The sequence below is a fragment of the Bradyrhizobium sp. C-145 genome, assembly GCF_023375135.1.
Taxonomy (GTDB): domain Bacteria; phylum Pseudomonadota; class Alphaproteobacteria; order Rhizobiales; family Xanthobacteraceae; genus Bradyrhizobium; species Bradyrhizobium zhanjiangense.
This window is the reverse complement of record NZ_CP088150.1, coordinates 53,232-78,038: the sequence shown is the minus strand read 5'-3', so window position 1 is coordinate 78,038 and position 24,807 is coordinate 53,232. Positions and strand designations below refer to the sequence as shown.

Sequence of the window (24,807 nt, the reverse complement as noted above, 5' to 3'; positions counted from 1 at the left end):
CGCGCTGATTGTTGCGCGAACCTTATTGAGCAGGCTTGACCGGATCAGATTTGGCGAGATCCGCCATGGCATCGTCGGCGAATTTGCGGGACGCGGCGAGGGCGGCGTCGCGGGCATCGGCCTTGTCGAGCCAGGCTTGCGCCGCGGTGCGATCGGCCTCCGGCAGCGACTTCAGCTCGCGACGTGCCTCCGCAAAATCGTTGCGTAGCGCCGCCGCGGTGACACGCGTCACGATCGCACCGCGATCATTGCCGACGCCGTCGGTGCGTTCGATGCGGACGAGCTTCGATGCGCCGGCCTGGAGGCGCTCGACGATACCGCTGCCGCCGGCCGGGGTTTCCGCCGGCGGCGACAATTTCGGCACGATGTTGAGAAGCTCGCGGCTCAGCGCGACCGGCGTCGGGATGCCGGAGGAAGCAAAGATGTCGAGCGGCTTCAGCATATCGGGCTTGGCCGCCAGTGACCGCGCCGCGGCCAGTTGCTGTTGATAGGGATCGCCATGACGAACGGCGACATCGAGCAGGGCCGCCGCAACCACATGACGCAGCGGCTTGTCGTCCATCGTCTTGGCGTCGGCGATCTTCTCGCCCTGCTGCGCGAGCTCGGCCCGTTCGGTCCTGCCGGCGCGTTCGAGCTGCGCGATGCGGTCGTTGAGAGCGCTAAGATCGGGCGCGGCAGCGCTTGGAGCGGACTTCACGTCGTTCAGTGCACTCACCACCTTGTCGGATTGTGCGCGCAGACTGGCGATGTCGCTGCGCAGGCTGCCGACGGACTTCTCCAGCGCGTCGATCCGCGCCGCCATCGCCGGGTCGGCGACGGGCTTGGCGGCCTTGGCTTCGACCGCGCTAACGCGGCCGCTGAGCGCATCGACCGTCGCGCTCGTGACTTGCGGTGCGGCAGGCGGCGCCTGCACCGCGGGCCAGCCCAGCATCCAGCCGACAGCGATCACGACTGCCGCTGCGACAGCGCCGGAGAGCGGCGCAATGACCCACGGCGAAATCGGCCGAGAGACGGGCGCGGAAGCAACGGCGGCCGGCGCCTCATCGCGCTCCGGCTCAGCATCCGCCGGCTCGGACTTGACCTGCTCGGATTGTGACGACTCGGTCTCGGCGCGCTCCGGCGCCGCCTGAGCCTCGGGCTCGCCCGCCGCCTGCTGCGGCTGGGTCGAGACTTCGGTCGCCTCGAGGTCGATGGTGGGCGGGGTGCGCTTGGCACGACCGCTGTCGGGGGCCAATCCTGCGTCTTCAGGCTTGTCATCGACCATCGTGACGGTTCCTCACATCCATACCTTGCACAGATCCTTCGGATCCGATTGCGTCGGATTCGGCCCGACCTCTTACGCCAAACGGGTGCGCAAAGCACGCTCCAAGGTGTCGAATAGGGCATTTTCGTCCGGCGTCGCCGCCACCAGAACCTGCGACGCGCCGGCCTCGCGCAGCACGCTAGCAACCGTCTCGGACAGGCAGCATTGCGGTATCGCCAGCGCCGAGATTTCGACACCTTCGTCCCGCGCCGCATCCAGAAACGCCCGCGCGCTGCGCCGGGAATAGTGCAGCACCGCCTCAATCCCATGGGCGGCAAAGCCGTCGCAAACCTCGCGCGGCAGCAACTTGACCGGAGCCATGCGATAGGTGGTCTGCGTGACCACATTGAATCCTTCGGCGCCGAGCTCGTTGCCGAGGTCACGCGACAGATCCGCACCCGCCAGGTAAAGCAGCGTGCTCCTTTTCTTCAGCACCTTGTCGCGTGCACTCTGCACCACCTTGTCGCGCAAGGCCGCCGCATCGCCACCGGCGACGATCACGTCGGTAAAGCCGGCGTCGCGTGCCGCAGTAGCCGTGTGATCGCCGACTGCAAACAGCGGCAGCTCCAACAAACCAAGGTCCCGCAATTGCGCTGTGACGCCACGGATTGCATTGGCCGATGTAACGATGACGCCGTTATAGTTCGTCTCGCTCTCGTCATGAAAGGCGACCGGCTCGAACTTGAGCACCGGCGCAAGCAGCACCACATGCCCCCGCGCGCGCAAACTCTCCGCCGTCGCCTCATTGTCGGGATGCGGTCGTGTGACAAGAATGGACATCGCTGGTGTTCCCGACCACGTGACGGTGGCGCATTCGCGAGGACGGCCGCGCGTGACGATTGCGCAAGCCAGCCCCGGAATGCTACCGGACGTACCAGAACTCTGCTTTACGGATGAGCGCAAGGGCGCAAATTGGATAACAATTCGCCAATGCTGGTATTGGGCATCGAAACCACCTGCGACGAAACCGCCGCGGCCGTGATCGAGCGTGCGCCTGACGGCAGCGGCAAGATCCTGTCCAACATCGTGCGGTCGCAGGTCGAGGAGCACGCCCGCTTCGGCGGCGTGGTGCCGGAGATCGCCGCCCGCGCCCATGTCGATCTGCTCGACGGCATCATCGACCGCGCCATGAGCGAGGCCGGCGTCGACTTCGCCCAGCTGGGCGGTGTTGCCGCGGCGGCGGGGCCGGGGCTGATCGGCGGCGTCATCGTCGGGCTCACCACCGCCAAGGCGATCGCGATGGTGCACGACACCCCACTGATCGCGGTGAACCATCTGGAGGCGCATGCGCTGACGCCGCGTCTCACCGACGGGATCGAATTCCCCTATTGCCTGTTCCTCGCCTCGGGTGGACATACCCAGATCGTCGCCGTCACCGGCGTCGGCCAGTATGTGCGGCTCGGCACCACGGTCGACGACGCCATTGGCGAGGCCTTCGACAAGGTCGCGAAGATGCTGGGCCTGCCCTATCCCGGCGGTCCGCAGGTCGAACGCGCTGCGGCCAGCGGCGATGCGATGCGCTTCGCCTTCCCGCGCCCGATGCAGGGGCGCCCCGATGCCAATTTCTCGTTGTCGGGCTTGAAGACGGCGGTCCGCAACGAAGCGAGCCGCATCGCCGAGCTCACGCCGCAGGACATCAGCGACCTCTGCGCGAGCTTTCAAGCCGCCGTGCTGGATTCGACGGCGGACCGGCTAAGCGTCGGCCTAAGACTTTTCCGCGAGCAGTTCGGCGCGCCACGCGCACTCGTGGCCGCCGGCGGCGTTGCCGCCAATCAGGCGATCCGCGGCGCCCTGCTCGATGTCGCGCAGCAAGCTGGGACCCAGCTGATCATGCCGCCGCCCGCGCTCTGCACCGACAACGGCGCGATGATCGCCTGGGCCGGCGCCGAACGCCTCGCGCTCGGCTTGACCGACACGATGGAAGCGCAGCCCCGCGCACGCTGGCTGCTCGACGCCAACGCGACGGCACCGGCGGGTTACGGCAACACGCGGGCGGGATTCTAGTAATGACCGCGTTCGACTCCGTCACCGTGATCGGGGCAGGCGCCTGGGGCACGGCGCTGGCAACCGTGGCGGCGCGGGCAGGACGGAACGTGACGCTGTGGGCGCGCAATGCCGAACATGCGACGCGGATTGCCGCGACGCGCGACAATCCGCGGCTGCCCGGCGTGCGGATCGCTCCTGAGATCGTTGTGACGAGCGATCTGGCGCTCGCCGCGCGTGCCGATATGCTGCTGATCGCAACGCCTGCGCAGCACTTGCGCGGCGCGGTCAACCTGCTGGCCTCGCGCATTGCAAAGCCGGTCCCCGTCGTCGCCTGCGCCAAGGGCATCGAGCACGGCACCCACAAATTCATGACTGAGGTGATCGCCGAAGCCGCACCGGGCGCGCAGCCGGCGATCCTGTCCGGCCCGAGCTTTGCCGACGATGTCGCGCGCCGCCTGCCGACCGCGGTAACGCTGGCCGCGAAGGAAGAAGCGCTGGCCAGCGGCCTGGTGCAGGCACTGGGCTCGGCGACATTCCGTCCCTATCATTCCACTGATATCCGAGGTGTCGAGATCGGCGGCGCGGCCAAGAACGTGCTGGCGATTGCGGTCGGCATCGCGGTCGGGCGCAAGCTCGGTGCCTCGGCCCAGGCCGCGCTGACGACGCGCGGCTTTGCCGAGCTGACACGCCTCGGTCGCGCGCTTGGTGCGCGCAGCGAGACGCTTACGGGCCTGTCCGGGCTCGGCGATCTCATTCTGACCTGTTCGAGCCCGCAATCACGTAATTTCGCGCTGGGCCTCGCGCTGGGCCGCGGCGAGAACCCGCCCGCGGGCAAGCTTGCCGAGGGCGAGTCCACCGCGCCGGTGCTGATCGAGCTTGCGGCTTCGCAAAACATCGAGATGCCGGTATCAGAAGCGGTCGCTTCGATCCTGAGCGGCCGGAGCACGATTGACGCCGCGATCTCGGGGCTGTTGACGCGCCCCTTCAAGGCAGAGGAATGAACATGGCGTACTGGCTGGTGAAATCCGAACCTTCGGTGTGGTCCTGGGACCAGCAGGTGGCGAAGGGCGCCAAGGGCGAGGCCTGGACCGGCGTGCGCAACTTCACCGCACGCCAGAACCTCGTTGCGATGAAGAAGGGCGACAAGGCGTTCTTCTATCATTCCAACGAGGGCAAGGAGATCGTCGGCATCGCGGAGATCATCAAGGAGGCCTATCCGGACCCGACCGACAAGACGGAGAAATTCGTCTGCGTCGACATCAAGGCCGACAAGCCCTTGAAGACGCCGGTGACGATGGCCGCGATCAAGGCCGAGAAGAAGCTCGCAGACATGGCGCTGGTGAAATATTCGCGCCTGTCGGTGCAGCCGGTGACGGCGGAGGAGTGGAAGCTCGTCTGCAAGATGGGTGGGATCTAGTTGGTGCGTAGCGCGGGTGAGCGAAAGCGACATCCGGGACCGGTCGATCCGCATATCGCTGCGCTGATGCGGCTACGATGTCCGAGCTTGCGTCTCCGGCAGCGCAAAAACCTCGCATGGCGCGGCAATGCCGCGCAGCGAATGCGATCCGAGCGCGATGAGGGGCGTATCCGTCTCTGCGGCGAGCGCGCCCGACACGAGCACGGTCCGCCCCAACGGCTTGCATAGCCCTTCGAGCCGACTGGCGAGATTGACGGCGGGACCGATCGCCGTGAAATCGAGCCGGTTGGCGGCGCCGATATTGCCCCAGAGCATCTCGCCGAGATGGAGGGCGGCACCGAACGCGAGCGGCGGCAAGCCCTGGCCGCGGCGCTCCGCGTTGAGATACACCATCCCGGCTTCGGCCGCGCCTGCCGCGCGCAGAGCGGCATCGCAGGCGCGGCGGGGCGACGCCTCGATCACGGGAAAGATCGCGAGCACGCCGTCGCCGATGAATTTCAGCACCTCGCCGCCGAAGGCGTGAACGGCGCCGGCGATGCGGTCGAACCATGCATCGAGCGCCGCGATGACATCGGCCGGCGGATTGGTCTCCGACAAGCTGGTGAAGTTGCGCAAGTCGGCATAGAGCAATGCGGCCTGAATGGTCTCGCCGAGATCGCGTCGCAGCGGCGCCGCCAGCACCCGCTCCGCACTGCGCTTGCCGAGATAGGCGTCCAGCGTCGCCCGCAGCGTGGCACGCGCGGCGAGCACGGCGAGCGGCGTCGCGGCAAAACGTGCGGCTTGGCGCAGCTGCTCGATTTCATCTGCGGTGAACGGGCGCGGCCCGATCCACCCGAGCTGCGGCCCATCGGGCCGTCCGACGATATCTTCATGCACCTCACCGCCCGCAATGTCGCGCAGCCAGCGGCGGCCGGCATCGTTGGGCGGGTCCGGTGCCAGCCCGCCCGGCGCAAAGCCGAGCGCTTCGATCACCCGACGGCTATCGGCGCGCCACAACCAGGTCCGCTTCGCGATCAGCGGGTGCGGCACCTCCAGCGTCAGGGCGCCCGCCGCAAGCGGCACGCCATCAGCAACCAGATGGGCGCCGAGTTCCGCAAGCAGGCGGTCCGCCCCAGGACTATCTGAGGCGGCGTCGACAAGCCAGGCGAGCGTCGGAGAGAGCTGCATGGCGCGATCATGACGAAGGCACGCCGTCTTTGTCACGGGCAATCCTTGACGGACCGCGCTGGCGCCGCCATGTCCGAGTGTCAGCCCAGGGATGATCGCCGATGACCGAACCGTTCATAGTGCGACGCGAGACCCAGATCGCCGCCCCGCGCGCGACTGTTTTCGCCTATCTGACCGACCCTGAGAAGATTTTGAGCTGGATGGGTTCCGACGCGACCACGGAGCCGCATCCCGGCGGGCTCTATCTGCTGAAGGGCGTCGGCCCGCGCGGCGGCGTCGCCCGAGGCGCCTTCCGCGAGGTCGTGCCGGTGCATCGTCTCGCCTACACGTTCGGCTGGGAGGGCGGACAGGAGGTGCCGCCCGGCTCGAGCCTGATCGAGATCGACCTGATTGAGCACAACGGCGGCACTTTGATGCGGATGACCCATAGCGGGCTGCCGACGGAAGAGCAGGCGGCCGCGCATGCAAAGGGCTGGGCGCATTATCTGGTACGGCTCACCACGGCAGCCGCGGGCGGCGATCCCGGTCCGGACAAGGGCGTGTCCGAGAAGTCGTAGGGACTGTAGGTGGGCAAAGGCGCACTTGCGCCGTGCCCACCATCTATCCCAACACCGCAGCAGAAATGGTGGGCACGCTCCACTTTGTTTGCCCACCCTACGGAAGCGCGACGCTAAACCGCCGCGGTCGCCACCACCTGGGCCAGAAGCTGCTCGCGCCTCGCCTGCGAGCGCTGACCCTTCATGGTCGCGGCGAAGCGTTCGAGAATGCCGTCCTCGAAGGCGGTGACGATGGTGTCGTGGACGTAGCTCTTGCGGCAGATCGCCGGCGTGTTGGAGAGCTGGTCGGCGGCGGCGCGGATCGCGTCCAGCACCTGCTTCTTGCGGCCGCGCTGGCTGGTCGCCGGCGTGATCCGCGACAGCGATTCCACGACGACGGCAGACGCCATCAGCGTGCGAAAATCCTTCAGCGAGATCTTGATGCCGGCGATCTCGCGCAGAAACGCATTCACCTGCGTGGTATTGACCGCGCGCACGATGCCGTAGGCGTCGCGATACTGGAACATGCGCTTACCCGGGACGCCCCGCAAAATGCCGATGGCGCGCACCAGCTTGGCCGCGTCGCATTCCTTCCGCACCGCCTTGCCGCCCTTCGCCTTGAAGGTCAGCACGAAGCAATCGTCTTCCAGCGTCACGTTGGACTTGAGCAGCGTGGTGGCGCCGCGGGTGCCGTTGAGACGGGCATAGGATTCGTTGCCGGGGCGGATCGCGGTGCGGGCGATCAGCTCGATGACGGCCGAGAGCGCGAATTCACGCGTCGGCTCGTCGCCCGACAGGAACGCCGAGACCTTGCGACGGATCTTTGGCAGCGCGCCGACAAGCTTCTCCAGACGATGCGCCTTGCGGTGCTCGCGGACCTTCTCCCAGTCGGCGTGATAGCGGTATTGCAGCCGGCCTGCGGCATCGCGTCCCACGGCCTGGAGATGCGAGCTCGGATCGGCGGAGTAGCGCACCTCGCGATAGGCCGGCGGCACCGCCATGGCGTGCAGCCGGCGGATGGTGCGGGCGTCGCGAATATGCGCACCGTTCGGGCGGACGAAGGAATAGCCCTTGCCGCGCTTGATGCGCCGGATGGTCAGCTCGTTCTGGTCGCCGAGCCGCAGGCCCAGCCCCTTGGCGAGCGCCTCGACCGTCGCCGCCGGTGTCGTGTCGAAGGTCTTTTTGGGGCTGAGACGCCTGAAACCGGCCGGTTTCGGCCATTGTCCGAGGGCTTTGGCGAGGGCAATGGCCGCAGGATCGGCGGAAGCGGGCTGCATCGCCCCGAGATTCTGCTGATCCATCATAGTCTTACGCCTTAGCCTTGCCTGTTATCGATCAATGCGATTGTTCTGATTTTTGTTCCAGGAGCCTCGTTGGGATCCCGGGTTGGCCATTTAGGGTGTTCCGAACCGTAATGCGAGTCCCGAATCAGTGAGGAAAGGTTCCCAAATACCTCCGTCGGCTGCGTGGCGCCCTGCGCGGGCCTGTTCCGGAGAGTTGGGTAAAGGCCCGAAGCCGGTCCCCCGGCCTGTTTCAGATCTGCGACAGTCGCCCAAGTGGGCTTGATCCTCCGCATGGCCGGCGGCCCGCCGAAGGTCCAGCTTGTGCTCCTTGTCGGGTCCGGTTAGCCCGACGCATAATCATTCAATGATCAAGTCGGCTCGCCAGGCGCCAGCGTTCGGCCTGCCGTATGTGGAGGGAAAGCATGTCCGAGAAGATCTACGACGTACCGGCAGAGTGGGCGAAGCGCGCCTGGGTCGACCAGGCCAAGTACAAGGACATGTACGCGCGCTCGATCTCGGACCCGAACGGTTTCTGGGCGGAGCAAGCCAAGCGCATCGACTGGATGAAGACGCCGACGAAAATCGAGAACGTCTCGTTCGCGCCCGGCAACATCTCGATCAAATGGTTCGAGGACGGCGTCCTCAACGTCGCCCACAATTGCATCGACCGGCATTTGGCCAAGCGCGCCAATCAGACCGCGATCATCTGGGAAGGCGACGATCCCTCGCAGTCAAAGCACATCACCTACAAGGAGCTGCACGACGAGGTCTGCCGGATGGCCAACATCCTGCGCACCCGCAACGTCAAGAAGGGCGACCGCGTCACCATCTACCTGCCGATGATCCCTGAGGCCGCCTACGCGATGCTGGCCTGCGCGCGGATCGGCGCGATCCATTCCGTGGTGTTCGCCGGCTTCTCCCCCGACAGCCTCGCCCAGCGCATCAACGACTGCCAATCCAAGGTGATCATCACTGCGGACGAAGGCCTGCGCGGCGGCAAGAAGGTGCCGCTGAAGGCCAATGTCGACGCGGCGCTCGCCAAGACCGACGGCGTCGACTGGGTCGTCGTGGTCAAGCGCACCGGCGGCAAGGTCGACATGAACCCGACGCGCGACCTCTGGTATCACGACGCCGCCAAGATGGTGACGACGGAGTGCCCGGCCGAGCACATGCACGCCGAGGATCCGCTATTCATCCTCTACACCTCGGGCTCGACCGGCCAGCCCAAGGGCGTGCTGCACACCTCCGCCGGCTATCTCGTCTATGCCGCGATGACGCATCAATACGTCTTCGACTATCACGACGGCGACGTCTACTGGTGCACCGCCGACGTCGGCTGGGTCACCGGCCACAGCTACATTCTCTACGGACCGCTCTGTAACGGCGCGACCACGCTGATGTTCGAAGGCGTGCCGAATTATCCCGATAATTCCAGATTCTGGAACGTCATCGACAAGCACAAGGTCAACACCTTCTACACCGCGCCGACCGCGATCCGCGCGCTGATGCAGGGCGGCGACGAACCGGTGAAGAAAACCTCGCGCGCCTCGCTGCGCCTGCTCGGCTCTGTCGGCGAGCCGATCAATCCGGAAGCCTGGGAGTGGTATCACCGCGTCGTCGGCGACGACCGCTGCCCGATCGTCGACACCTGGTGGCAGACCGAGACTGGCGGCATCCTGATCACGCCGCTGCCGGGCGCGATCAAGCTCAAGCCGGGTTCGGCGACGCTGCCGTTCTTCGGCGTGGTGCCGGAGATCGTCGATGCCGATGGCAAGACGCTCGAAGGCGAGACGACGGGCAACCTCTGTCTCACGCGGTCATGGCCGGGCATGATGCGCACGGTCTATGGCGACCACGCCCGGTTCGAGCAGACTTACTTCTCGACCTACAAGGGCAAATACTTCACCGGCGATGGCTGCCGGCGCGACGCCGACGGCTATTACTGGATCACCGGCCGCGTCGACGATGTCATCAACGTTTCCGGCCATCGCATGGGCACCGCTGAAGTCGAGAGCGCGCTGGTCGCGCACGAGAAGGTGTCGGAGGCTGCCGTGGTCGGCTTCCCGCACGACATCAAGGGCCAGGGCATCTACGCCTATGTCACCCTGATGGCCGGCGTCCAGCCGACCGAGGATCTGCGCAAGGAGCTTGTCACCTGGGTACGCAAGGAGATCGGCCCGATCGCCTCGCCGGACCAGATCCAGTTCGCCCCTAGCCTGCCCAAAACCCGCTCCGGCAAAATCATGCGCCGCATCCTGCGCAAGATCGCCGAGGACGAGCCGGGCAGCCTGGGCGACACCTCGACGCTGGCCGATCCGGCCGTGGTCGACGACCTCGTCAAGAACCGGCAGAACCGGAAGTCGGCGTAGGAAGCGGCTCCGTGCCCCAGACGCAGCGCAGCGTGCTCTTCAGCGGTGCGCTGCAGAGCCGGGGCCCATCCTATCCGCACTAGAACTGGGTCCCGGCTCAGCGTCGCGGCGCTGCGCACCGCGCCTTGTCCGGGACACGAGACCTAGCTGCGCTCGGGTTCGCTAACGCCTCCTGAAATAACAGCCGTTCACATCCTCACGCATTCGTCAGGGTGCGCCCCAGGACCTGCGCGGCTTTCCCGCCGAGTGTTGTTTTCAGGTCATTTACTTTATTTCGAACATTTCCTTTGTTCCCGTGCCGGCTGGCCCTTGGCGGCCGCGCGTGGAAACCATCCGGTTAACGAGCGCGGTTAAGAATATGTGGGCAAGCCGCGATTGCCGGGTTCTGCGTAAATTTCTGGACGACCCGTTTGGGGTAAGGGGAAGCATCGATGTCGATGAGGATTGCGGTGGCGCTGGCCGCCACCATCGGGGCTGGGGTTTTGATGTCGACCGCGGCCGAGGCGCGGCCGGAAATGGTCGGGACGCACCTCGCCGACTATTCGCCGGGCACCATCGTGGTCAAAACCAGCGAGCGCCGGCTCTATCTCATCCTCGATAACGGCCACGCCGTGCGCTATCCGGTTGGTGTCGGCAAGGCCGGCAAGCAATGGGCCGGCACGACGAAGATCGACGGCAAGTATCTCAATCCAGCCTGGGCACCGCCTGCCGAGGTGAAGCGCGACAAGCCGAACATTCCCGACGTCATTCCGGGCGGCTCGCCGCGCAACCCGATGGGCGTTGCGGCGATGACCTTGGCCGGCGGCGAATATGCGATCCACGGCACCAACGTGCCGGGCTCGATCGGCGGCTTCGTCTCCTATGGCTGCATCCGCATGCTCAACGACGACATCACCGATCTCTACGGCCGCGTCTCCGTGGGCACGACGGTGGTCGTGACGCGCTGATCGAAGAGATCGGGAGAGGATTGCGAAAGCCGCGTCTAAAGCGCGACGAGATCAGGATGAATCGTCATCGTGCTTTAGGCTCTTGTTGGAGCATGATCTTTTCGGAAAACCGCTACACACTTTGCGCGAACGCGGCCCTTCGGGTCCGGATCATGCTCTAGCGACGCGGCTTTTTTATTACCAGAAACGCCAGCTGCGCGCACACCAGCCGTCGCGATGGCCGCCATTGTAACTGCGCACGTAACCGCCCGCGAGCAGCGTGGCCGAGACGTTGGCGGTGCGCCGGGTCGCGACATCAGCAAGAATGCGTCCGTATTTGTCGGGCCCGAGATTGGAGATCGTCACATCCCCCTGGCCGAGCAGATTGCGCAGCGCGTCGGTGGCGGCTTCAGCCTTGTTCAGCTCATCCTGGCAGGATGCCTTCAGTTCAGGTGCATCGATGCCGCGCAGGCGAACCCGCACGACGAGATGACCGCCATTGCGCTGATGCACGCGCGCAAGAAAAGTGTCGCCATCGACAGTGCGGATGACCTCGACCGGTTGGGGAGCGCCGGCAGCTCCGGCCTGCTGGAGGACGATGTCGGTCGCCTGCGACTGGCCCTCGGCCCCATGCGGGACGGGCCAGTTCGTGCCGTGCCGGAAGGCAAGCACGACAGCCGACACGACGCCGACCACGAACATCCAGGGCAACAGTCCCGAGAATCGGCGATGGAACGGAGAGCCGCTGAACGATGACCGATACGGATTGAGACGATCGCGGGAACGCATTGTCTGACGCTAGAGCTGAGTCGGCAGAACCGGCAAGCCGCGTTCCAAACGCTTTCTAGCGGTTACTGCCTGTAGTTGCACGGAGAGCGATCTTCACATTCCGTTTAGCGCCTGCGTAGTCGCATTGAGTCCCGGCTCGGACCTGTTTCCGTGCGCCGTGGTCCTCGCACGATCATAGCGCGGTCTGCATCCCGAGATACCGCCACTTCATGGTTCTGCGGGGCGGGCGCCTGCGGCGCATCGGCCGTACTTCTACGGCCATCGGTGAATATTACCCAAATCTCAATCTTTGGTTGCGAATACCTGATGCGGGACGGAATTGAGGAGAGAGCGGTGGGATTATTCAAGCTTCGCATTGGAACAAAGCTCGGCATCGTCACGGGCATCAACGTTCTGCTGGTCGGCGGTATCCTGACCAACCAGATGCTCGGCAACCAGTCGATCGCGGAGTCCAACCGGCTGGTCATCATCAATTACCTCAACAAAGGCAATGCGCAGGCGGCACAGACGGCGATGGCGCGCGCGCAGCTCGCCGCCCTCGAGCTCGGTTCCGCGCCGTCGGTCGGCGAGGTCGACAAGCTCCTCGAAACTCTCCGCAACCATGCAACCGAGGCCGGTACGGAAATCGACGCCGCAAGGGAGCGGGCGACGCGGAAGGTCACGCAGGATGCCTATCGCGAGGCGAGGAAGTTCGTGGATACTTATCTTGCCAGTGCCGTCGAGCTGGCGGCGGCGCAGAAGGCCGTCATCAATGCTCCCGCCGGCGGCGCCAAGTCCATAGCCGAGACAGCAAAGGCGGGCATTCTCGCAGAACAGATGCGCCCGGCAGCCAAGGAGGTCGGCAAACGCGTCGACGATCTGGTGGGCGTCGCCAACGAATTCGCAGCGCGACGCAAAGGCGAATTGCTGGTCGAACTGGAGCGCGTCGCCAACTTCGCGATCATCGTCGGCGTGTTCGTGATGCTGATGCTGATCGGCTCCGCGGTCTTTTCGGTGTCGAGCATCGCCCGACCGATCCGGCGCATCGGCGATGTGCTCCTGCAACTCGCCGGCGGCAACAAGGCCGTCGAGATCCCCTATACGGCGCGCGGCGACGAAGTGGGCGACAACGCGCGCGCGGCGCAGACCTTCAAGGACAACCTGATCCGCATCGAGCAGATGGAAGCCGAGCAGAAGCAGCAGGAAGCCGCTGCGGCCGCGCAGCGCAAGGAAGAGATGATCCGGCTCGCCGGCGCATTCGAAGCAGCGGTCGGCGGCATCATCAATTCGGTGTCCGCCGCTTCCCAGCAGCTCGAATCCGCCGCCGGCACATTGTCGGGCACCGCGGAAGAGACCCAGCAGCTCTCCGGAATGGTGGCAGCGGCCTCCGAGGAGGCATCCACCAATGTCGGCGCCGTGGCGTCGGCCGCCGAAGAAATGAGCACGTCGGTGGTCGAGATCAGCCGTCAGGTCCACGATTCCAGCCGTATCGCCGGCGAAGCGGTGAAGCAGGCCGAGCGCACCGACATCCGCATCAATGAACTGCTCAAGGCCGCGGGCCGGATCGGCGACGTCGTCAAGCTAATCACTGCGATTGCCGAACAGACCAACCTCCTGGCGCTGAACGCCACGATCGAAGCGGCCCGCGCCGGTGAATCCGGCCGCGGATTTGCCGTGGTGGCGAGCGAGGTCAAGGCGCTCGCCGCCCAGACCGCGCGAGCGACCGAGGAAATCGGCACGCAGATCGCCGGCATGCAGGCAGCGACGGAAGATTCCGTGGGCGCGATCAAGGAGATCGGCGCGACCATCGCCAGGATCTCGGACATCTCGACCACCATCGCCGCGACCATCGAGGAGCAGGGGGCCGCGACATCGGAGATCGCGCGCAACGTCAGCGAAGCGGCCAAGGGCACGGTCGAGGTCGCCGACAAGATCGCGCAGGTCAGTCACGGTGCAAGCGCCACCGGCGCGGCATCCGGACAGGTGCTCGCATCGGCGCGCTCGCTGTCCACCGAAAGCGGTCTGTTGAAGGCCGAGGTCGAGAAATTCCTCAATACTGTGCGCGCCGCCTAGATCGGCAACGAAGCGGCGAGCACAGTTTCTGTGCTCGCCGGACATTCATGACACCCCCGGGATTTCCCGGATTTGACCGACATCGTGAGCAACGATAGGTTGAATATAAGACCGTAAGCAACTCGCTTGCGGAGCCTGTTCAGCGAGTCCCCCAACATGAACATCGACGTGACTTCACACGATTCGCTCGAACGAATCGCCGATCTGGTGCGCCAGCAACACAATTCCCTCGACACCACGCGGCTTTCGCCGGTGGATGGATTCCAGACCCGGACAGTCACGCTCGAAACGCTGATGCGCGAAGTGACGGAATGTCTTGCCGAGAGCTTTCGGTATCGCCCGGCGCAGGATTTTCCCATGCTTTATTTTGCATGCGGCAAGGCGCGGGTCGGATCGACGGCCCTGAGCAATTTGTTCGGCATGACCGGGATGCCCTCGTATTATCAACCGCTGAAGGCCATGCTGCGCGATGCGCTCGTCGGCAAGGCGCTGACACCGTGGATCGTGCCGTCGGCGGCCGATGAGCCGAATATCTTCAGCAAGGAGACGATCGGGCCCTACGTGCTCGCCGAGAGCCTGTTCAATCCGCTCAAGCTGCTGATCGAGGCAGGCTATCCGCGGCACCGGCTGCACCTCATCGCGCTCGACCGCGAGCCGGCCAGCGCGCTGGCATCCTGGCTCGAGAAGCTGATCTCGCGCGCTCCCGAAAGTACGCTGCTGGCGCACTATGTCGTCGCCGCACTCAGCGCAGTCTGGGTCGCTGGCTACGCCAGGCAACAGGGCGTTCCGGTCACGCATTACGTCTACGAGGTGAGCAAGGAGGCGGTATCGTCGGTTCGAGTCCTGTTCGACCGCCTCGGCATTTCGGGCAGCTTTACCGAAAATGCCGTGACCTCATGGCGGGAGCCGGGTCAGGAGCAGGCGAACAACGCGCGCGTCATCTTCCCGAGCGAAGCGGCGATCTACAAGGTGCCCAATCTGCACACCTCGGATAGCGCCTATCGCTACCAGCGCCGCGTAACGACCTCGCTGAGCCAGGCCCAGCTGGACGTCTTGGAGCGCTGCGGCGTCAACGATGCCTATCGCGCCTCGGTTGCGGCATGCGTTCGCGATCTCGACCTGAATGCAGCGACGTCGGCGCACCTGTTCGGCGAATGGCTCGTTACGGCCGCGTGATCACCATGCTCGACGTTCCCGCGACCGCCGAGCCAGCCTTTCCTGGAACGGTTGACGACAAGCCGAGCCGCGCGACTGCCAGCCACCTGCGGCGCCTGGAGGCGGAAAGCATCCACATCCTGCGGGAGACGGCGGCCGAGTTCCGCAAGCCGGTCATGCTGTATTCGATCGGGAAAGACTCTTCGGTGCTGTTGCATCTGGCGATGAAGGCGTTTCACCCCGGCAAGCCGCCGTTTCCCATGCTGCATGTCGACACGACGTGGAAGTTCCGGGAGATGATCGCATTTCGCGACATGCGCGCGCGCGAGCTTGGCCTCGATCTGATCGTCCACACCAACAATGACGGATTGAGCCAGGGCATTGACCCCTTCACCTACGGCTCGGCCCGTTACACCGACGTCATGAAGACGCAGGCGCTCCGACAGGCGCTGGACCTCCACGGCTTCGACGCCGCGATTGGAGGAGCGCGGCGCGACGAGGAGAAGTCGCGCGCCAAGGAGCGCATCTTCTCGCATCGCAGTGCGGCGCATCGCTGGGACCCGAAGAACCAGCGGCCAGAGCTGTGGAGCCTGTACAACACGATGCTCGCGCCGGGCGAGAGCATGCGGGTGTTTCCGCTGTCGAACTGGACCGAGCTCGACGTCTGGGACTACATCCTGCTGGAGGACATCCCGATCGTTCCGCTCTATCTGGCGGCGCCGCGTCCGGTGGTCGAGCGCGACGGTGCGCTGATCATGGTGGATGACGAACGGATGCCGCTGCGTCCGTACGAGGAGCCGCGCTGGCGCTCCGTCAGGTTTCGCACGCTCGGCTGCTATCCCCTCACCGGCGCGACGACGTCGACGGCGGCGACCCTGCCGGAGATCGTTCGGGAGATGATGGCCTCGCGCACCTCCGAGCGGCAGGGTCGCATGATCGACCGGGACAGCCCCGCATCGATGGAGCGCAAGAAAGCGGAAGGCTACTTCTGATGTCCTATCACGAGGCCCCCGCGATCGCCGCCTCCGATGCGCCGCGGCTGGATCAGGACGACCGCCCGACGCTGCGCTTCGTCACCTGCGGCAGCGTCGATGACGGCAAGAGCACGCTGGTCGGCCGCCTGCTCTACGATTCCAAGACGCTGCTCGACGACCAGCTCGACGCGCTCACCTCCGAGAGCCGGACCGTTGGCACGACCGGCGGCGATCTCGATTTCGCGCTGCTGGTCGACGGCTTGCAGGCCGAGCGCGAGCAGGGCATCACGATCGACGTCGCCTACCGGTTCTTCGCCACGCCGTTGCGCCGCTTCATCGTCGCCGACACGCCGGGACATGCGCAATATACCCGCAACATGGCGACCGGAGCCTCCAACGCCGATCTCGCCGTGGTTCTGGTCGACGCGCGCAAGGGCGTGATCTCGCAGACGCGGCGTCATAGCCACATCCTGTCGCTGCTCGGCGTCCGCCACGTCGTCCTCGCCGTGAACAAGATGGATCTGATCGGATTCGACGGCGGTCGCTTCGCGGCCATCACCGCCGAATATCTGACGCTGGCCGGGCAGCTCGGCATTTCCCAGGTCCAATGCATCCCGGTGGTGGCGCCCGACGGCGACAACATCGTCGCCGCGAGCACGCGGATGCCCTGGTACACCGGGCCAACCGTCACGGCCTATCTGGAATCGGCGGACGTGTCCGGCGACGTCTCGCAGCGGCCGTTCCGGCTGCCGGTGCAATGGGTCAACCGGCCGCATGCGGATTTTCGCGGCTTCTGCGGCCGAATCGCCAGCGGAACGATCCGGGCCGGCGACGCCGTTGCCGTGCAGCCCTCGGGCCGTCAAACCCAGGTCGCGCGCATTCTCACGCCCGGCGGCGAGCGAGATCGGGCTGCGGCGGGCGAATCGGTGACGCTCACATTGGCGGACGAGATCGACGTCAGTCGCGGTGACGTGCTGACGGCGGGGTCCACACCACAGATCTCGGACCAACTGGCGGCCCATCTCGTCTGGTTTGATGACCAGGCCATGGTCGCGGGCCGGCGCTACGTTCTCAAATGCGGCACGGCTTCGATCGGCGCGGTGATCACGTCACTCGAGCACCGCATCTCAATCGACACCATGGCGCAGGAAAGCGGCACGACGCTCGATGCCAACCAGATCGGCCAGGTCCATCTCCGCCTCGACCGCCCGCTGGTATTCGAGGCCTATCGCGACGACCGCGACATGGGCAGCTTCATCCTCATCGATCCGATCAGCCATCGCACGGCTGCCGCCGGGATGATCGATCTCTCGCTGAGCCGCGCAACCAACATTCACCGCTATCGACTCGCAGTCGACAAGTCGGTGCGTGCGCGGCTCAAGCAGCAGCGGCCCTGCGTACTCTGGTTCACGGGCTTCAGTGGAGCCGGCAAATCGACGATCGCAGATCTCGTCGACCGGCGCCTTGCCGAGCTCGGACGCCACGCCGCGCTGCTCGACGGCGACAATCTCCGCCACGGCATCAATCGCGATCTCGGCTTTTCCAGCGCGGAGAGAATGGAAAACGTCCGGCGTGTCGCGGAGATCGCGGCGCTGTTCGTCGATGCCGGCATGATCGCGCTGGTCGCGCTGATTTCGCCGTTCCGTAGCGAGCGCGCACTGGCGCGGCAGCGGGTCGAGACGAGCGAGTTCATCGAGATCCATGTCGCGACCCCGCTTGCCGAATGCGAGCGTCGCGACCCCAAGGGCCTCTATCGCAAAGCGCGCGCGGGCGAGCTGACAGGCTTCACCGGGATCGATGATCCCTACGAGGCACCGCAAGCGCCGGAGATCAGCATCGACACCTCGGAACTGTCCAGCGAGGCGGCCTGCGAACGCATCATCCGCTATCTCAGAGACAATCACTATCTATAGCGGCGTGCACCAGCGCGGAGCTTCGCAGGCATCAGAAGTCGGAGGCGATGCCCTTGCTTTCCCAATCGCCATAGCGGGTGGGCTCCGGTCCCTTCGGTCCCTGAAGCTCCTTCGGCCGCGCCTTGGCTTCGGCCGCCGCGGCTTGCCGCCGCACCTCGGCTTCAGCCAGCGCACGCTGGGCTGCGGGCGGCAGCGGCTTACGATCGGGAACGGGAGGCTGGTCACTCATGGTCCGGCTTATTAGCGCAGGACGGCCCGCGGCGCGACGTCCAATAACGCATTCCTGAAATCGGGCCCAAAGGGCTGAAAAAGCCGGAAGCGATTCTTACATTTGGCATATTCGCGTGCCAAAGATGAGCTGGTTAAGGCATGCGCCCATCGCGGCGGAACTGCCGCTCGCTCAGAACCTTGCTTCCGCATGCCATCTCAACGTTTCGTTCCTCCGTCCGAAGTGCCCGGTCTTGCGGCGCGGCGGATTGCCGCCGACATCGTCGACGGCGTCCTGCACAAGCACCGCACGCTTGACGACCAACTCGACGGCGGCGGCGCCCATCCCGGACTGAAGACGCTGGCCGACCGCGACCGCGCGCTGATGCGGCGCCTGGTCGCCACCGTGCTGCGCCGGCTCGGCACGCTCGGTCATGTGCTGTCCCGGCTGCTCGACAAGGGCATTCCCTCCGATGCACCGCGTGCGCAGAGCGCGCTGTTGATCGGCGCCGCGCAGATCCTCTGGATGGACGTGCCCGATCACGCCGCCGTCGATCTCTCCGTTCGCCTCGTGCAATCCGACCGGCGCGCTGCGCGCTATGCCGGCCTCGTCAATGCCGTGCTGCGCCGCTGCGCGCGCGAGGGCAAGGCCCTGGTCGAGGAAGTTGCCACGCAATCGCTGGATCTGCCGCCTTGGCTGCTGGCGCGCTGGAGCGCACATTATGGTGAGGCGACCGCAAGAGACATGGCGCTCGCGCTCGGCCACGAACCGTCGCTCGATCTGACCGTGAAGTCGGATGCCGCGCAATGGGCAAGCCGCCTGCATGGCGAGACGCTGCCGACCGGGACGGTGCGGATGCTGCTGCATGGCTCGGTGACCATGCTGCCAGGCTTTGCCGAGGGACAATGGTGGGTGCAGGACGCCGCCGCTGCGCTGCCGGCCCGGCTGTTCGGCGACATCAAGGGCAAGTCCATCGCCGATCTCTGCGCCGCCCCGGGCGGCAAGACCGCGCAGCTGGCACTTGCCGGCGCCCATGTCACGGCCATCGACCGCTCGCCCGCCCGCGTGGCGCGGCTGCGCGAAAACCTCGGGCGGTTGTCGCTGCAGGCCGAGACTGTCGTCGCTGACGCCGTGGAATGGGCCGGCCCCACCGAGGCCTTCGACGGCATCTTGATCGATGCGCCCTGCACCTCGACTGGCACGATCCGCCGTCATCCCGATGTGGCATGGCTCCGGCAGGAATCCGACATCGCCGCCCTGACCGCGCTCCAGCAGCGGCTGCTGCGCAAATCGCTGTCGCTGCTCAAATCCGGCGGGACGCTGATCTACTGCACCTGTTCGTTGGAACCCGAAGAGGGCGAGCAGGCCATCGCCGCGCTGCTGGCCGCAGAGCCCGCGCTTCGCCGTGTCCCGATCGAGGCGTCGGAGGTCGCAGGTCTCGACGAAATCCTCACCGCGGAAGGCGATCTCCGCACCCTACCGAGCCATCTGCCGAATGCCGATCCCAAGCTTGGTGGGCTCGACGGATTTTACGCGGCCCGGCTTGTTAAATCCTGATTTTGCACTGGATTTTGCAACCTCGATGCTGATTCGCGCCGTTCAAGGTGGTGTCAGCCGTCCGATTTTGGGATTAATAAGGATTCGTCGGAATCCTCCTCTCCCCTCCAAGGCAAGGCGTGTCGGTCGCTCAACGCAGACGTATCTCGACGCTGGTGATGAACCGCTTCGCGCGGAACATGCTCGCGCGCGCGAGCGGCGGGCCGGTGGCGGTGTCGCGGGTCTGGCCCAGCCGGACCGACCGGCTCATCATCGCGCCGCATGACCTGCGCACCGCGGATGCGACCCGCGCCGCCGAGATCTATGCCGGCCGCTTCGTCTTCGCTGGCAAGATCGTCAATTGCCACGGACGCTCGATCTTCGATCTCGAACCGCCGTCCGAGGATTGGGAGGTCGCGCTGCTTGGCTTCGGCTGGCTGCGGCACTTACGTGCCGCCGACACCGCGCTGACGCGGGCGAATGCGCGCGCGCTGGTCGAGGACTGGATCTCGAATCCAGCCAACAAGCGCCGCCAGGTCGCGCGGCGCGCCGACGTGCTGGCACGGCGCGTGATCTCCCTGTTGTCGCAGGCGCCGCTGGTGCTCAATGACACCGACAACAAGTTCTACCGCCGCTACCTGCGCGCCCTCGCACGCGAGATCCGCTTGCTGCGCTACACCATGCTCGACATTCCCGACGGGGTGCCGAAGCTCCAGGTGCTGATCGCACTATGCTATGCGGCGCTGTGCCTCGCCAACCAGGCGCGCCACATCCGCAGCACCTCGAAAAAGCTCTCCGACGAATTGCAGCGGCAGATCCTGCCCGATGGTGGACACATCTCCCGCAACCCGGGCGCCCTGATCGACCTCCTGATCGACCTGTTGCCGCTGCGGCAGACCTTCGCGGCGCGCAACATCGCGCCGCCGCCGGCGCTGCTCAACGCGATCGACCGTATGATGCCGATGCTGCGCTTCTTCCGTCACGGTGACGGCAATTTTGCGCTGTTCAACGGCATGAGCGCGACGCCATCCGACCTACTTGCGACGCTGCTCGCCTATGACGACACCCATGGCGCACCGATGGCGAACATGCCGCATACCGGCTTCCAGCGTCTCGATGCCGGCCAGACCACGCTGATCATCGACACCGGCCCGCCGCCGCCGGCCGGCGTCAGCCACGACGCCCATGCCGGCTGCCTGTCGTTCGAACTGTCCTCCGGCATCAGCCGCATCGTCACCAATTGCGGCATGCCGACCACGGGCCGCGACAATTGGCGGCCGTTCGCCCGCGGCACCGTGGCACATTCGACACTGGCCTATCACGACACCTCCTCATGCCAGTTCGTGGAGATGTCGGCGATGAAGCGGCTGTTGCACGGCGCGCCCGTGACCAGCGGCCCGGTGGAGGTCGAGAGCTATCGCGAAATCGTGCCGAACGGCACGCTGCTGACGACCTCGCATGACGGCTATCTCTCTAAATTCGGCGCGATCCACCGCCGTGTGCTGATGATCGCCAATGACGGCGCTCGCATCGACGGCGAGGATACGTTGTCGCCGCCGCAGGGCGGGCGCTTCAAGGGCGCAGATGCCGATTTCGCGCTGCGCTTCCATCTGCATCCGGCGGTGAAGGCGAGCCGCCTGTCGGATGCCCGCGGCGTCATGCTGGTGCTGCCGAACCGCGACGTCTGGACCTTTGAAGCATTGGACGACAAGGTCGATCTCGAAGACAGCGTGTTCCTGGCCGGCAATGACGGGCCGCGCCGCACCGCGCAGATCGTGATCCGACAGGATGCGCGGCAGGCCCCGTCGATCCGCTGGAGTTTTGTCCGTTCCACTGCCTCGCCGGCGGTGACCAATGCCCGAAGAAATGCGCGGCGGGAGCCGGAACTGCCGCTATAGACGCCCGTATTTCAGCCCTATCTGGTCGTTGTGAAGGGCGCCGAAAACTGCTAACCAGCACGCGCTCGCGCGACTGGCGACCTTGGATGGAGCACCATCGGGAAGCGCGAGATACACCTGCCGCGCGCCTGGGCATAGACACTCCTTAAGACAGAGGATCTTGCTCATGACTGACCATCCCCGCCGCGTCACCCGCGCCCTGCTCTCCGTTTCCGACAAGACCGGCCTGATCGAGTTCGCAAAGGCGCTTGCCACGCACGATGTCGAGCTGGTCTCGACCGGCGGCACCGCCAAGGCGATCGCCGCCGCCGGCCTCAAGGTGAAGGACGTCTCCGACCTCACCGGCTTCCCCGAGATGATGGATGGCCGGGTCAAGACGCTGCATCCGAAAGTGCATGGCGGCCTGCTCGCGATCCGCGACAACGCCGAGCACGCGTCTGCGATGAAGACCCACGGCATCGTGCCGATCGATCTCCTCGTCGTCAATCTCTATCCGTTCGAAGCGACGGTCGACAAGGGTGCCGGCTTCGAGGATTGCATCGAGAACATCGACATCGGCGGCCCCGCGATGATCCGCGCCGCCGCCAAGAACCATGACGACGTCGCCGTCGTGGTCGAGGCCGACGACTACAAGGCCGTGCTCGACGAGCTCGCCGCCAACAACGGCTCAACCACGCTGAAGCTGCGCCGGCGCCTTGCGGCAAAGGCCTATGCCCGCACTGCGGCCTATGACGCTGCGATCTCGAACTGGTTCAACCGGCAGCTCGAGATCGACGCGCCGGATTTCCGCGCCTTCGGGGGCAGACTGATCCAGTCGCTGCGCTATGGCGAGAACCCGCACCAGACCGCTGCGTTCTACGCGACGCCCGACAAGCGCCCGGGCGTCTCAACCGCACGGCAGCTGCAGGGCAAGGAGCTCTCCTACAACAACATCAACGACACCGATGCGGCCTATGAGTGCATCGGCGAGTTCGACGCCAAGCGCACCGCGGCCTGCGTCATCGTCAAGCACGCCAATCCCTGCGGCGTCGCGGAGGGCGCGAACCTCGTCGAGGCCTATCGCAGGGCGCTGGCCTGCGATTCGACCTCGGCGTTCGGCGGCATCATCGCGATGAACCGTCCGCTCGACGCCGACACCGCGCGCGAGATCACAAAAATCTTCACCGAGGTGATCATCGCTCCCGACGCCAGCGAAGAGGCAATCTCCATCATCGGCGGCAAGAAGAACCTCCGCCTGCTGCTGGCCGGCAGCCTGCCCGACCCGCGCGCGCCGGGCCTCACCGCCAAGACCGTGGCCGGCGGTCTGCTCGTACAGAGCCGCGACAATGCCGTGGTCGACGACATGACCTTCAAGGTCGTGACCAAGCGTGCGCCGACCGAGGCCGAAATGCGCGACCTGAAATTCGCGTTCCGGGTGGCAAAACACGTCAAGTCCAACACCATCATCTACGCCAAGGATCTCGCCACCGTCGGCATCGGCGCGGGCCAGATGAGCCGGGTGGACTCGGCCCGGATCGCGGCGCGCAAGGCGCAGGATGCCGCCAATGAGCTGAAGCTTGCCGAGCCGCTCACCAAGGGCTCGGTGGTGGCGTCGGATGCGTTCTTCCCGTTCGCCGACGGCATGCTCGCCTGCATCGAAGCCGGCGCCACCGCGGTGGTGCAGCCCGGCGGCTCGATGCGAGACGACGAGGTCATCAAGGCCGCCGACGAGCACGGCATCGCCATGGTGTTCACGGGAACGCGGCACTTCAGGCACTGAGGTCGCCGTCATTCCGGGGCGCGCCACTTGGCGCGAGCCGGAATCCATTTCTCCGCATGACACGCTGCACGATGGATTCCGGGCTCGCGCTCCGCGCGCCCCGGAATGACGGCGAGCTGCGGCTACTTCCGCACCCGCATCAACAGCGCTAGTCCCGCGACGAAAAACACCACCAACACCGCCATGCCGGCTTTCTGGCTTGCCGTCGCGGCGGTGATCATGCCGATCAATAGCGGGCCGATGAAGGACGTCACCTTCCCGGTCAATGCGAACAGGCCGAAGTACTGCGCGATGCGATCCTTCGGCGCGAGGCGGATCAGCAGCGTGCGCGAAGCGGCTTGCAGCGGGCCGCCAGCGGCGCCGATGAGACAGCCCAGCACCAGATAGGCGCGCTCCGCGGCGCTCGAGAACAGGGCCGCACCCGGCTCGGGCGGCGCGACCTTGACGAACAACACACTGTCCTTGTCGACCAGCAGGATCGCCGCCACCGACAGCAGCAGGATCAGCAGGCTGCCGGCGATCACGCGCTTCGGCCCGAGATGATCGTCGAGCTTGCCGCCAAACCATGCGCCGAACGCACCGGCGATCGCGAGCATGATGCCGAACGTGCCGATCTGAATCGTGTGCCAGCCGAAGGTGCCGGCGGCATAGATGCCGCCGAACGCAAACAGCGACACCAGACCATCGGTATAGATCATGTTGGCGAGCAGGAACGCCGCAAGCGATTTCTGGTGCGGCAGACTCTTGATCGACTGCTTCAGTTCCGACAATCCTTCGCGCAGCGCCTCGCGCACCGGAAGCTTCGCGGGATAGTCCGGCGTGAACAGGAACATTGGCGTCACGAAGATGATGAACCAAAGCCCTGTCAACGGCCCGGCAGCACGGTCGCCCTGATGAGTGACGGGATCGAGCCCGAATAGCGGCGTGAAGCCGAGCAGCGTGCGGCCGGTCTCGGGATTGGCGGCGAGCAGGCCGAGCACGATGATCAGGCTGACGATGCCGCCAATGTAACCTGTTGCCCAGCCGGTGCCGGACAGCCGCCCGATGTGCTCTGGCGGCACCAGGGTCGGCATCATCGCGTTGTTGAAGACAGTGGCGAATTCCGCACCGACGCTGGCGAGCGCGACGGCGGTGAGCAGCGGCGGAATGATGGCGTATTCACCGGGCTTGCCGATCCACAGCGTGCAGGACGCCAACACCAGCACTGTGCCGAAACCTGCGATCCATGGTTTCCTGCGGCCCGAAGCATCCGCGATCGCCCCGAGCACAGGCGACAACAACGCGATCGCAAGACCCGCGGCCGCCATCGCAAAGCCCCACAGCGATTGGCCGGTAGCCGGATTTGGCGCGATGGCGGTCGCGAAATAGGGCGCGAATACGAAGGTCGTGATCAACGTGAAATAGGGTTGCGCGGCCCAATCGAAGAAGATCCAGCTGACGACGGCGGCACGCGGCGGATAGGTCCGCGGCACACCGGCCATGCGCACATCCGGGGCGATCGTCGTCATCACGCGGTCCTCATCACGAACAGTTTTG

20 protein-coding genes and 1 riboswitch are annotated in these 24,807 nt (G+C 65.7%); of the genes, 13 read left to right on the top strand and 7 right to left on the bottom strand.

Annotated elements, in window-relative coordinates:
• Positions 1 to 22: 22 nt before the first annotated feature.
• Together LRP30_RS00350 and LRP30_RS00345 are read right to left on the bottom strand one after the other, a co-directional pair.
• Positions 23 to 1,264, bottom strand: coding sequence for a hypothetical protein (locus LRP30_RS00350; protein WP_249758990.1), 1,242 nt, complete (start codon positions 1,262 to 1,264; stop codon positions 23 to 25).
• A 72-nt stretch (positions 1,265 to 1,336) separates the two neighbouring features.
• Positions 1,337 to 2,083, bottom strand: a complete 747-nt coding sequence (locus LRP30_RS00345; RefSeq protein ID WP_249758989.1) for a uroporphyrinogen-III synthase — start codon at positions 2,081 to 2,083, stop codon at positions 1,337 to 1,339.
• 150 nt (positions 2,084 to 2,233) lie between these two features.
• Here LRP30_RS00345 and tsaD point away from each other — a divergent pair, with 150 nt between their 5' ends.
• From tsaD to LRP30_RS00330, 3 genes are read left to right on the top strand one after another with little or no spacing between them, the layout of a single operon-like run.
• Positions 2,234 to 3,307, top strand: coding sequence for a tRNA (adenosine(37)-N6)-threonylcarbamoyltransferase complex transferase subunit TsaD (gene tsaD / locus LRP30_RS00340; RefSeq protein WP_249758988.1), 1,074 nt, complete (start codon positions 2,234 to 2,236; stop codon positions 3,305 to 3,307).
• 2 nt (positions 3,308 to 3,309) lie between these two features.
• The gene (locus tag LRP30_RS00335) at positions 3,310 to 4,290 is read left to right on the top strand and encodes an NAD(P)H-dependent glycerol-3-phosphate dehydrogenase (RefSeq protein WP_249758987.1); all 981 of its coding nucleotides are present in this window, start codon (positions 3,310 to 3,312) and stop codon (positions 4,288 to 4,290) included.
• Between the two features lie 2 nt (positions 4,291 to 4,292).
• Positions 4,293 to 4,706: an EVE domain-containing protein gene (locus LRP30_RS00330; protein ID WP_091882779.1), complete on the top strand. Its 414-nt coding sequence runs from the start codon at positions 4,293 to 4,295 to the stop codon at positions 4,704 to 4,706.
• A 72-nt stretch (positions 4,707 to 4,778) separates the two neighbouring features.
• Here the strand turns inward: LRP30_RS00330 and LRP30_RS00325 are convergent, their stop codons facing one another.
• Positions 4,779 to 5,873 carry an adenylate/guanylate cyclase domain-containing protein gene (locus LRP30_RS00325; protein ID WP_164939324.1) on the bottom strand — a complete coding sequence of 365 codons (1,095 nt, stop codon included), beginning with the start codon at positions 5,871 to 5,873 and terminating at the stop codon, positions 4,779 to 4,781.
• Between the two features lie 101 nt (positions 5,874 to 5,974).
• Here LRP30_RS00325 and LRP30_RS00320 point away from each other — a divergent pair, with 101 nt between their 5' ends.
• Positions 5,975 to 6,430: an SRPBCC family protein gene (locus LRP30_RS00320; protein WP_128942137.1), complete on the top strand. Its 456-nt coding sequence runs from the start codon at positions 5,975 to 5,977 to the stop codon at positions 6,428 to 6,430.
• Positions 6,431 to 6,543: 113 nt separating this feature from the next.
• Here the strand turns inward: LRP30_RS00320 and LRP30_RS00315 are convergent, their stop codons facing one another.
• Positions 6,544 to 7,713, bottom strand: a complete 1,170-nt coding sequence (locus LRP30_RS00315) for a DNA topoisomerase IB (RefSeq protein ID WP_128942136.1) — start codon at positions 7,711 to 7,713, stop codon at positions 6,544 to 6,546.
• A 401-nt stretch (positions 7,714 to 8,114) separates the two neighbouring features.
• On the opposite strand from LRP30_RS00315, the gene acs reads away from it, so the two are divergent.
• The gene (acs, locus tag LRP30_RS00310; protein WP_249758986.1) at positions 8,115 to 10,061 is read left to right on the top strand and encodes an acetate--CoA ligase; all 1,947 of its coding nucleotides are present in this window, start codon (positions 8,115 to 8,117) and stop codon (positions 10,059 to 10,061) included.
• A gap of 431 nt (positions 10,062 to 10,492) precedes the next feature.
• Entirely contained in the window at positions 10,493 to 11,008 is a 516-nt protein-coding gene (locus LRP30_RS00305; RefSeq protein ID WP_128930552.1) for a L,D-transpeptidase, read from the top strand.
• A 177-nt stretch (positions 11,009 to 11,185) separates the two neighbouring features.
• On the opposite strand, the gene LRP30_RS00300 is transcribed toward LRP30_RS00305, so the two are convergent.
• Positions 11,186 to 11,776: a thermonuclease family protein gene (locus LRP30_RS00300; protein ID WP_249758985.1), complete on the bottom strand. Its 591-nt coding sequence runs from the start codon at positions 11,774 to 11,776 to the stop codon at positions 11,186 to 11,188.
• Positions 11,777 to 12,082: 306 nt separating this feature from the next.
• On the opposite strand from LRP30_RS00300, the gene LRP30_RS00295 reads away from it, so the two are divergent.
• The 4 genes from LRP30_RS00295 (at position 12,083) to cysN (ending at position 17,870) form a co-directional block, all read left to right on the top strand.
• A complete protein-coding gene (locus tag LRP30_RS00295; RefSeq protein WP_249758984.1) occupies positions 12,083 to 13,828 on the top strand; it encodes a methyl-accepting chemotaxis protein in 1,746 nt (581 codons plus the stop codon).
• A 156-nt stretch (positions 13,829 to 13,984) separates the two neighbouring features.
• On the top strand, positions 13,985 to 15,004 hold the full coding sequence (locus LRP30_RS00290) for a sulfotransferase family protein (protein WP_249758983.1): 1,020 nt from the start codon (positions 13,985 to 13,987) through the stop codon (positions 15,002 to 15,004).
• Positions 14,983 to 15,975 (top strand): sulfate adenylyltransferase subunit CysD, encoded by a 993-nt coding sequence (cysD, locus tag LRP30_RS00285; protein WP_249758982.1) that lies wholly within the window; start codon positions 14,983 to 14,985, stop codon positions 15,973 to 15,975. Before LRP30_RS00290 ends, cysD begins: the two co-directional genes overlap by 22 nt.
• Positions 15,975 to 17,870, top strand: a complete 1,896-nt coding sequence (gene cysN / locus LRP30_RS00280; RefSeq protein ID WP_249758981.1) for a sulfate adenylyltransferase subunit CysN — start codon at positions 15,975 to 15,977, stop codon at positions 17,868 to 17,870. Before cysD ends, cysN begins: the two co-directional genes overlap by 1 nt.
• Positions 17,871 to 17,901: 31 nt before the next feature.
• On the opposite strand, the gene LRP30_RS00275 is transcribed toward cysN, so the two are convergent.
• Positions 17,902 to 18,099: a DUF1674 domain-containing protein gene (locus tag LRP30_RS00275; RefSeq protein WP_128930546.1), complete on the bottom strand. Its 198-nt coding sequence runs from the start codon at positions 18,097 to 18,099 to the stop codon at positions 17,902 to 17,904.
• 189 nt (positions 18,100 to 18,288) lie between these two features.
• On the opposite strand from LRP30_RS00275, the gene LRP30_RS00270 reads away from it, so the two are divergent.
• The 3 genes from LRP30_RS00270 to purH all read left to right on the top strand — a co-directional run bounded on the left by LRP30_RS00270 (position 18,289) and on the right by purH (position 23,271).
• Positions 18,289 to 19,635, top strand: a complete 1,347-nt coding sequence (locus LRP30_RS00270) for a transcription antitermination factor NusB (protein WP_249758980.1) — start codon at positions 18,289 to 18,291, stop codon at positions 19,633 to 19,635.
• Positions 19,636 to 19,793: 158 nt separating this feature from the next.
• Complete coding sequence (locus tag LRP30_RS00265) at positions 19,794 to 21,512, top strand: heparinase II/III family protein (protein ID WP_164935122.1); 1,719 nt, start codon at positions 19,794 to 19,796, stop codon at positions 21,510 to 21,512.
• Positions 21,513 to 21,571: 59 nt separating this feature from the next.
• Positions 21,572 to 21,653: riboswitch (ZMP/ZTP riboswitch) on the top strand.
• Between the two features lie 25 nt (positions 21,654 to 21,678).
• Entirely contained in the window at positions 21,679 to 23,271 is a 1,593-nt protein-coding gene (gene purH / locus LRP30_RS00260) for a bifunctional phosphoribosylaminoimidazolecarboxamide formyltransferase/IMP cyclohydrolase (RefSeq protein WP_249758979.1), read from the top strand.
• A gap of 122 nt (positions 23,272 to 23,393) precedes the next feature.
• Here the strand turns inward: purH and LRP30_RS00255 are convergent, their stop codons facing one another.
• Entirely contained in the window at positions 23,394 to 24,779 is a 1,386-nt protein-coding gene (locus LRP30_RS00255; RefSeq protein ID WP_249758978.1) for an MFS transporter, read from the bottom strand.
• Between the last annotated feature and the right edge of the window lie 28 nt (positions 24,780 to 24,807).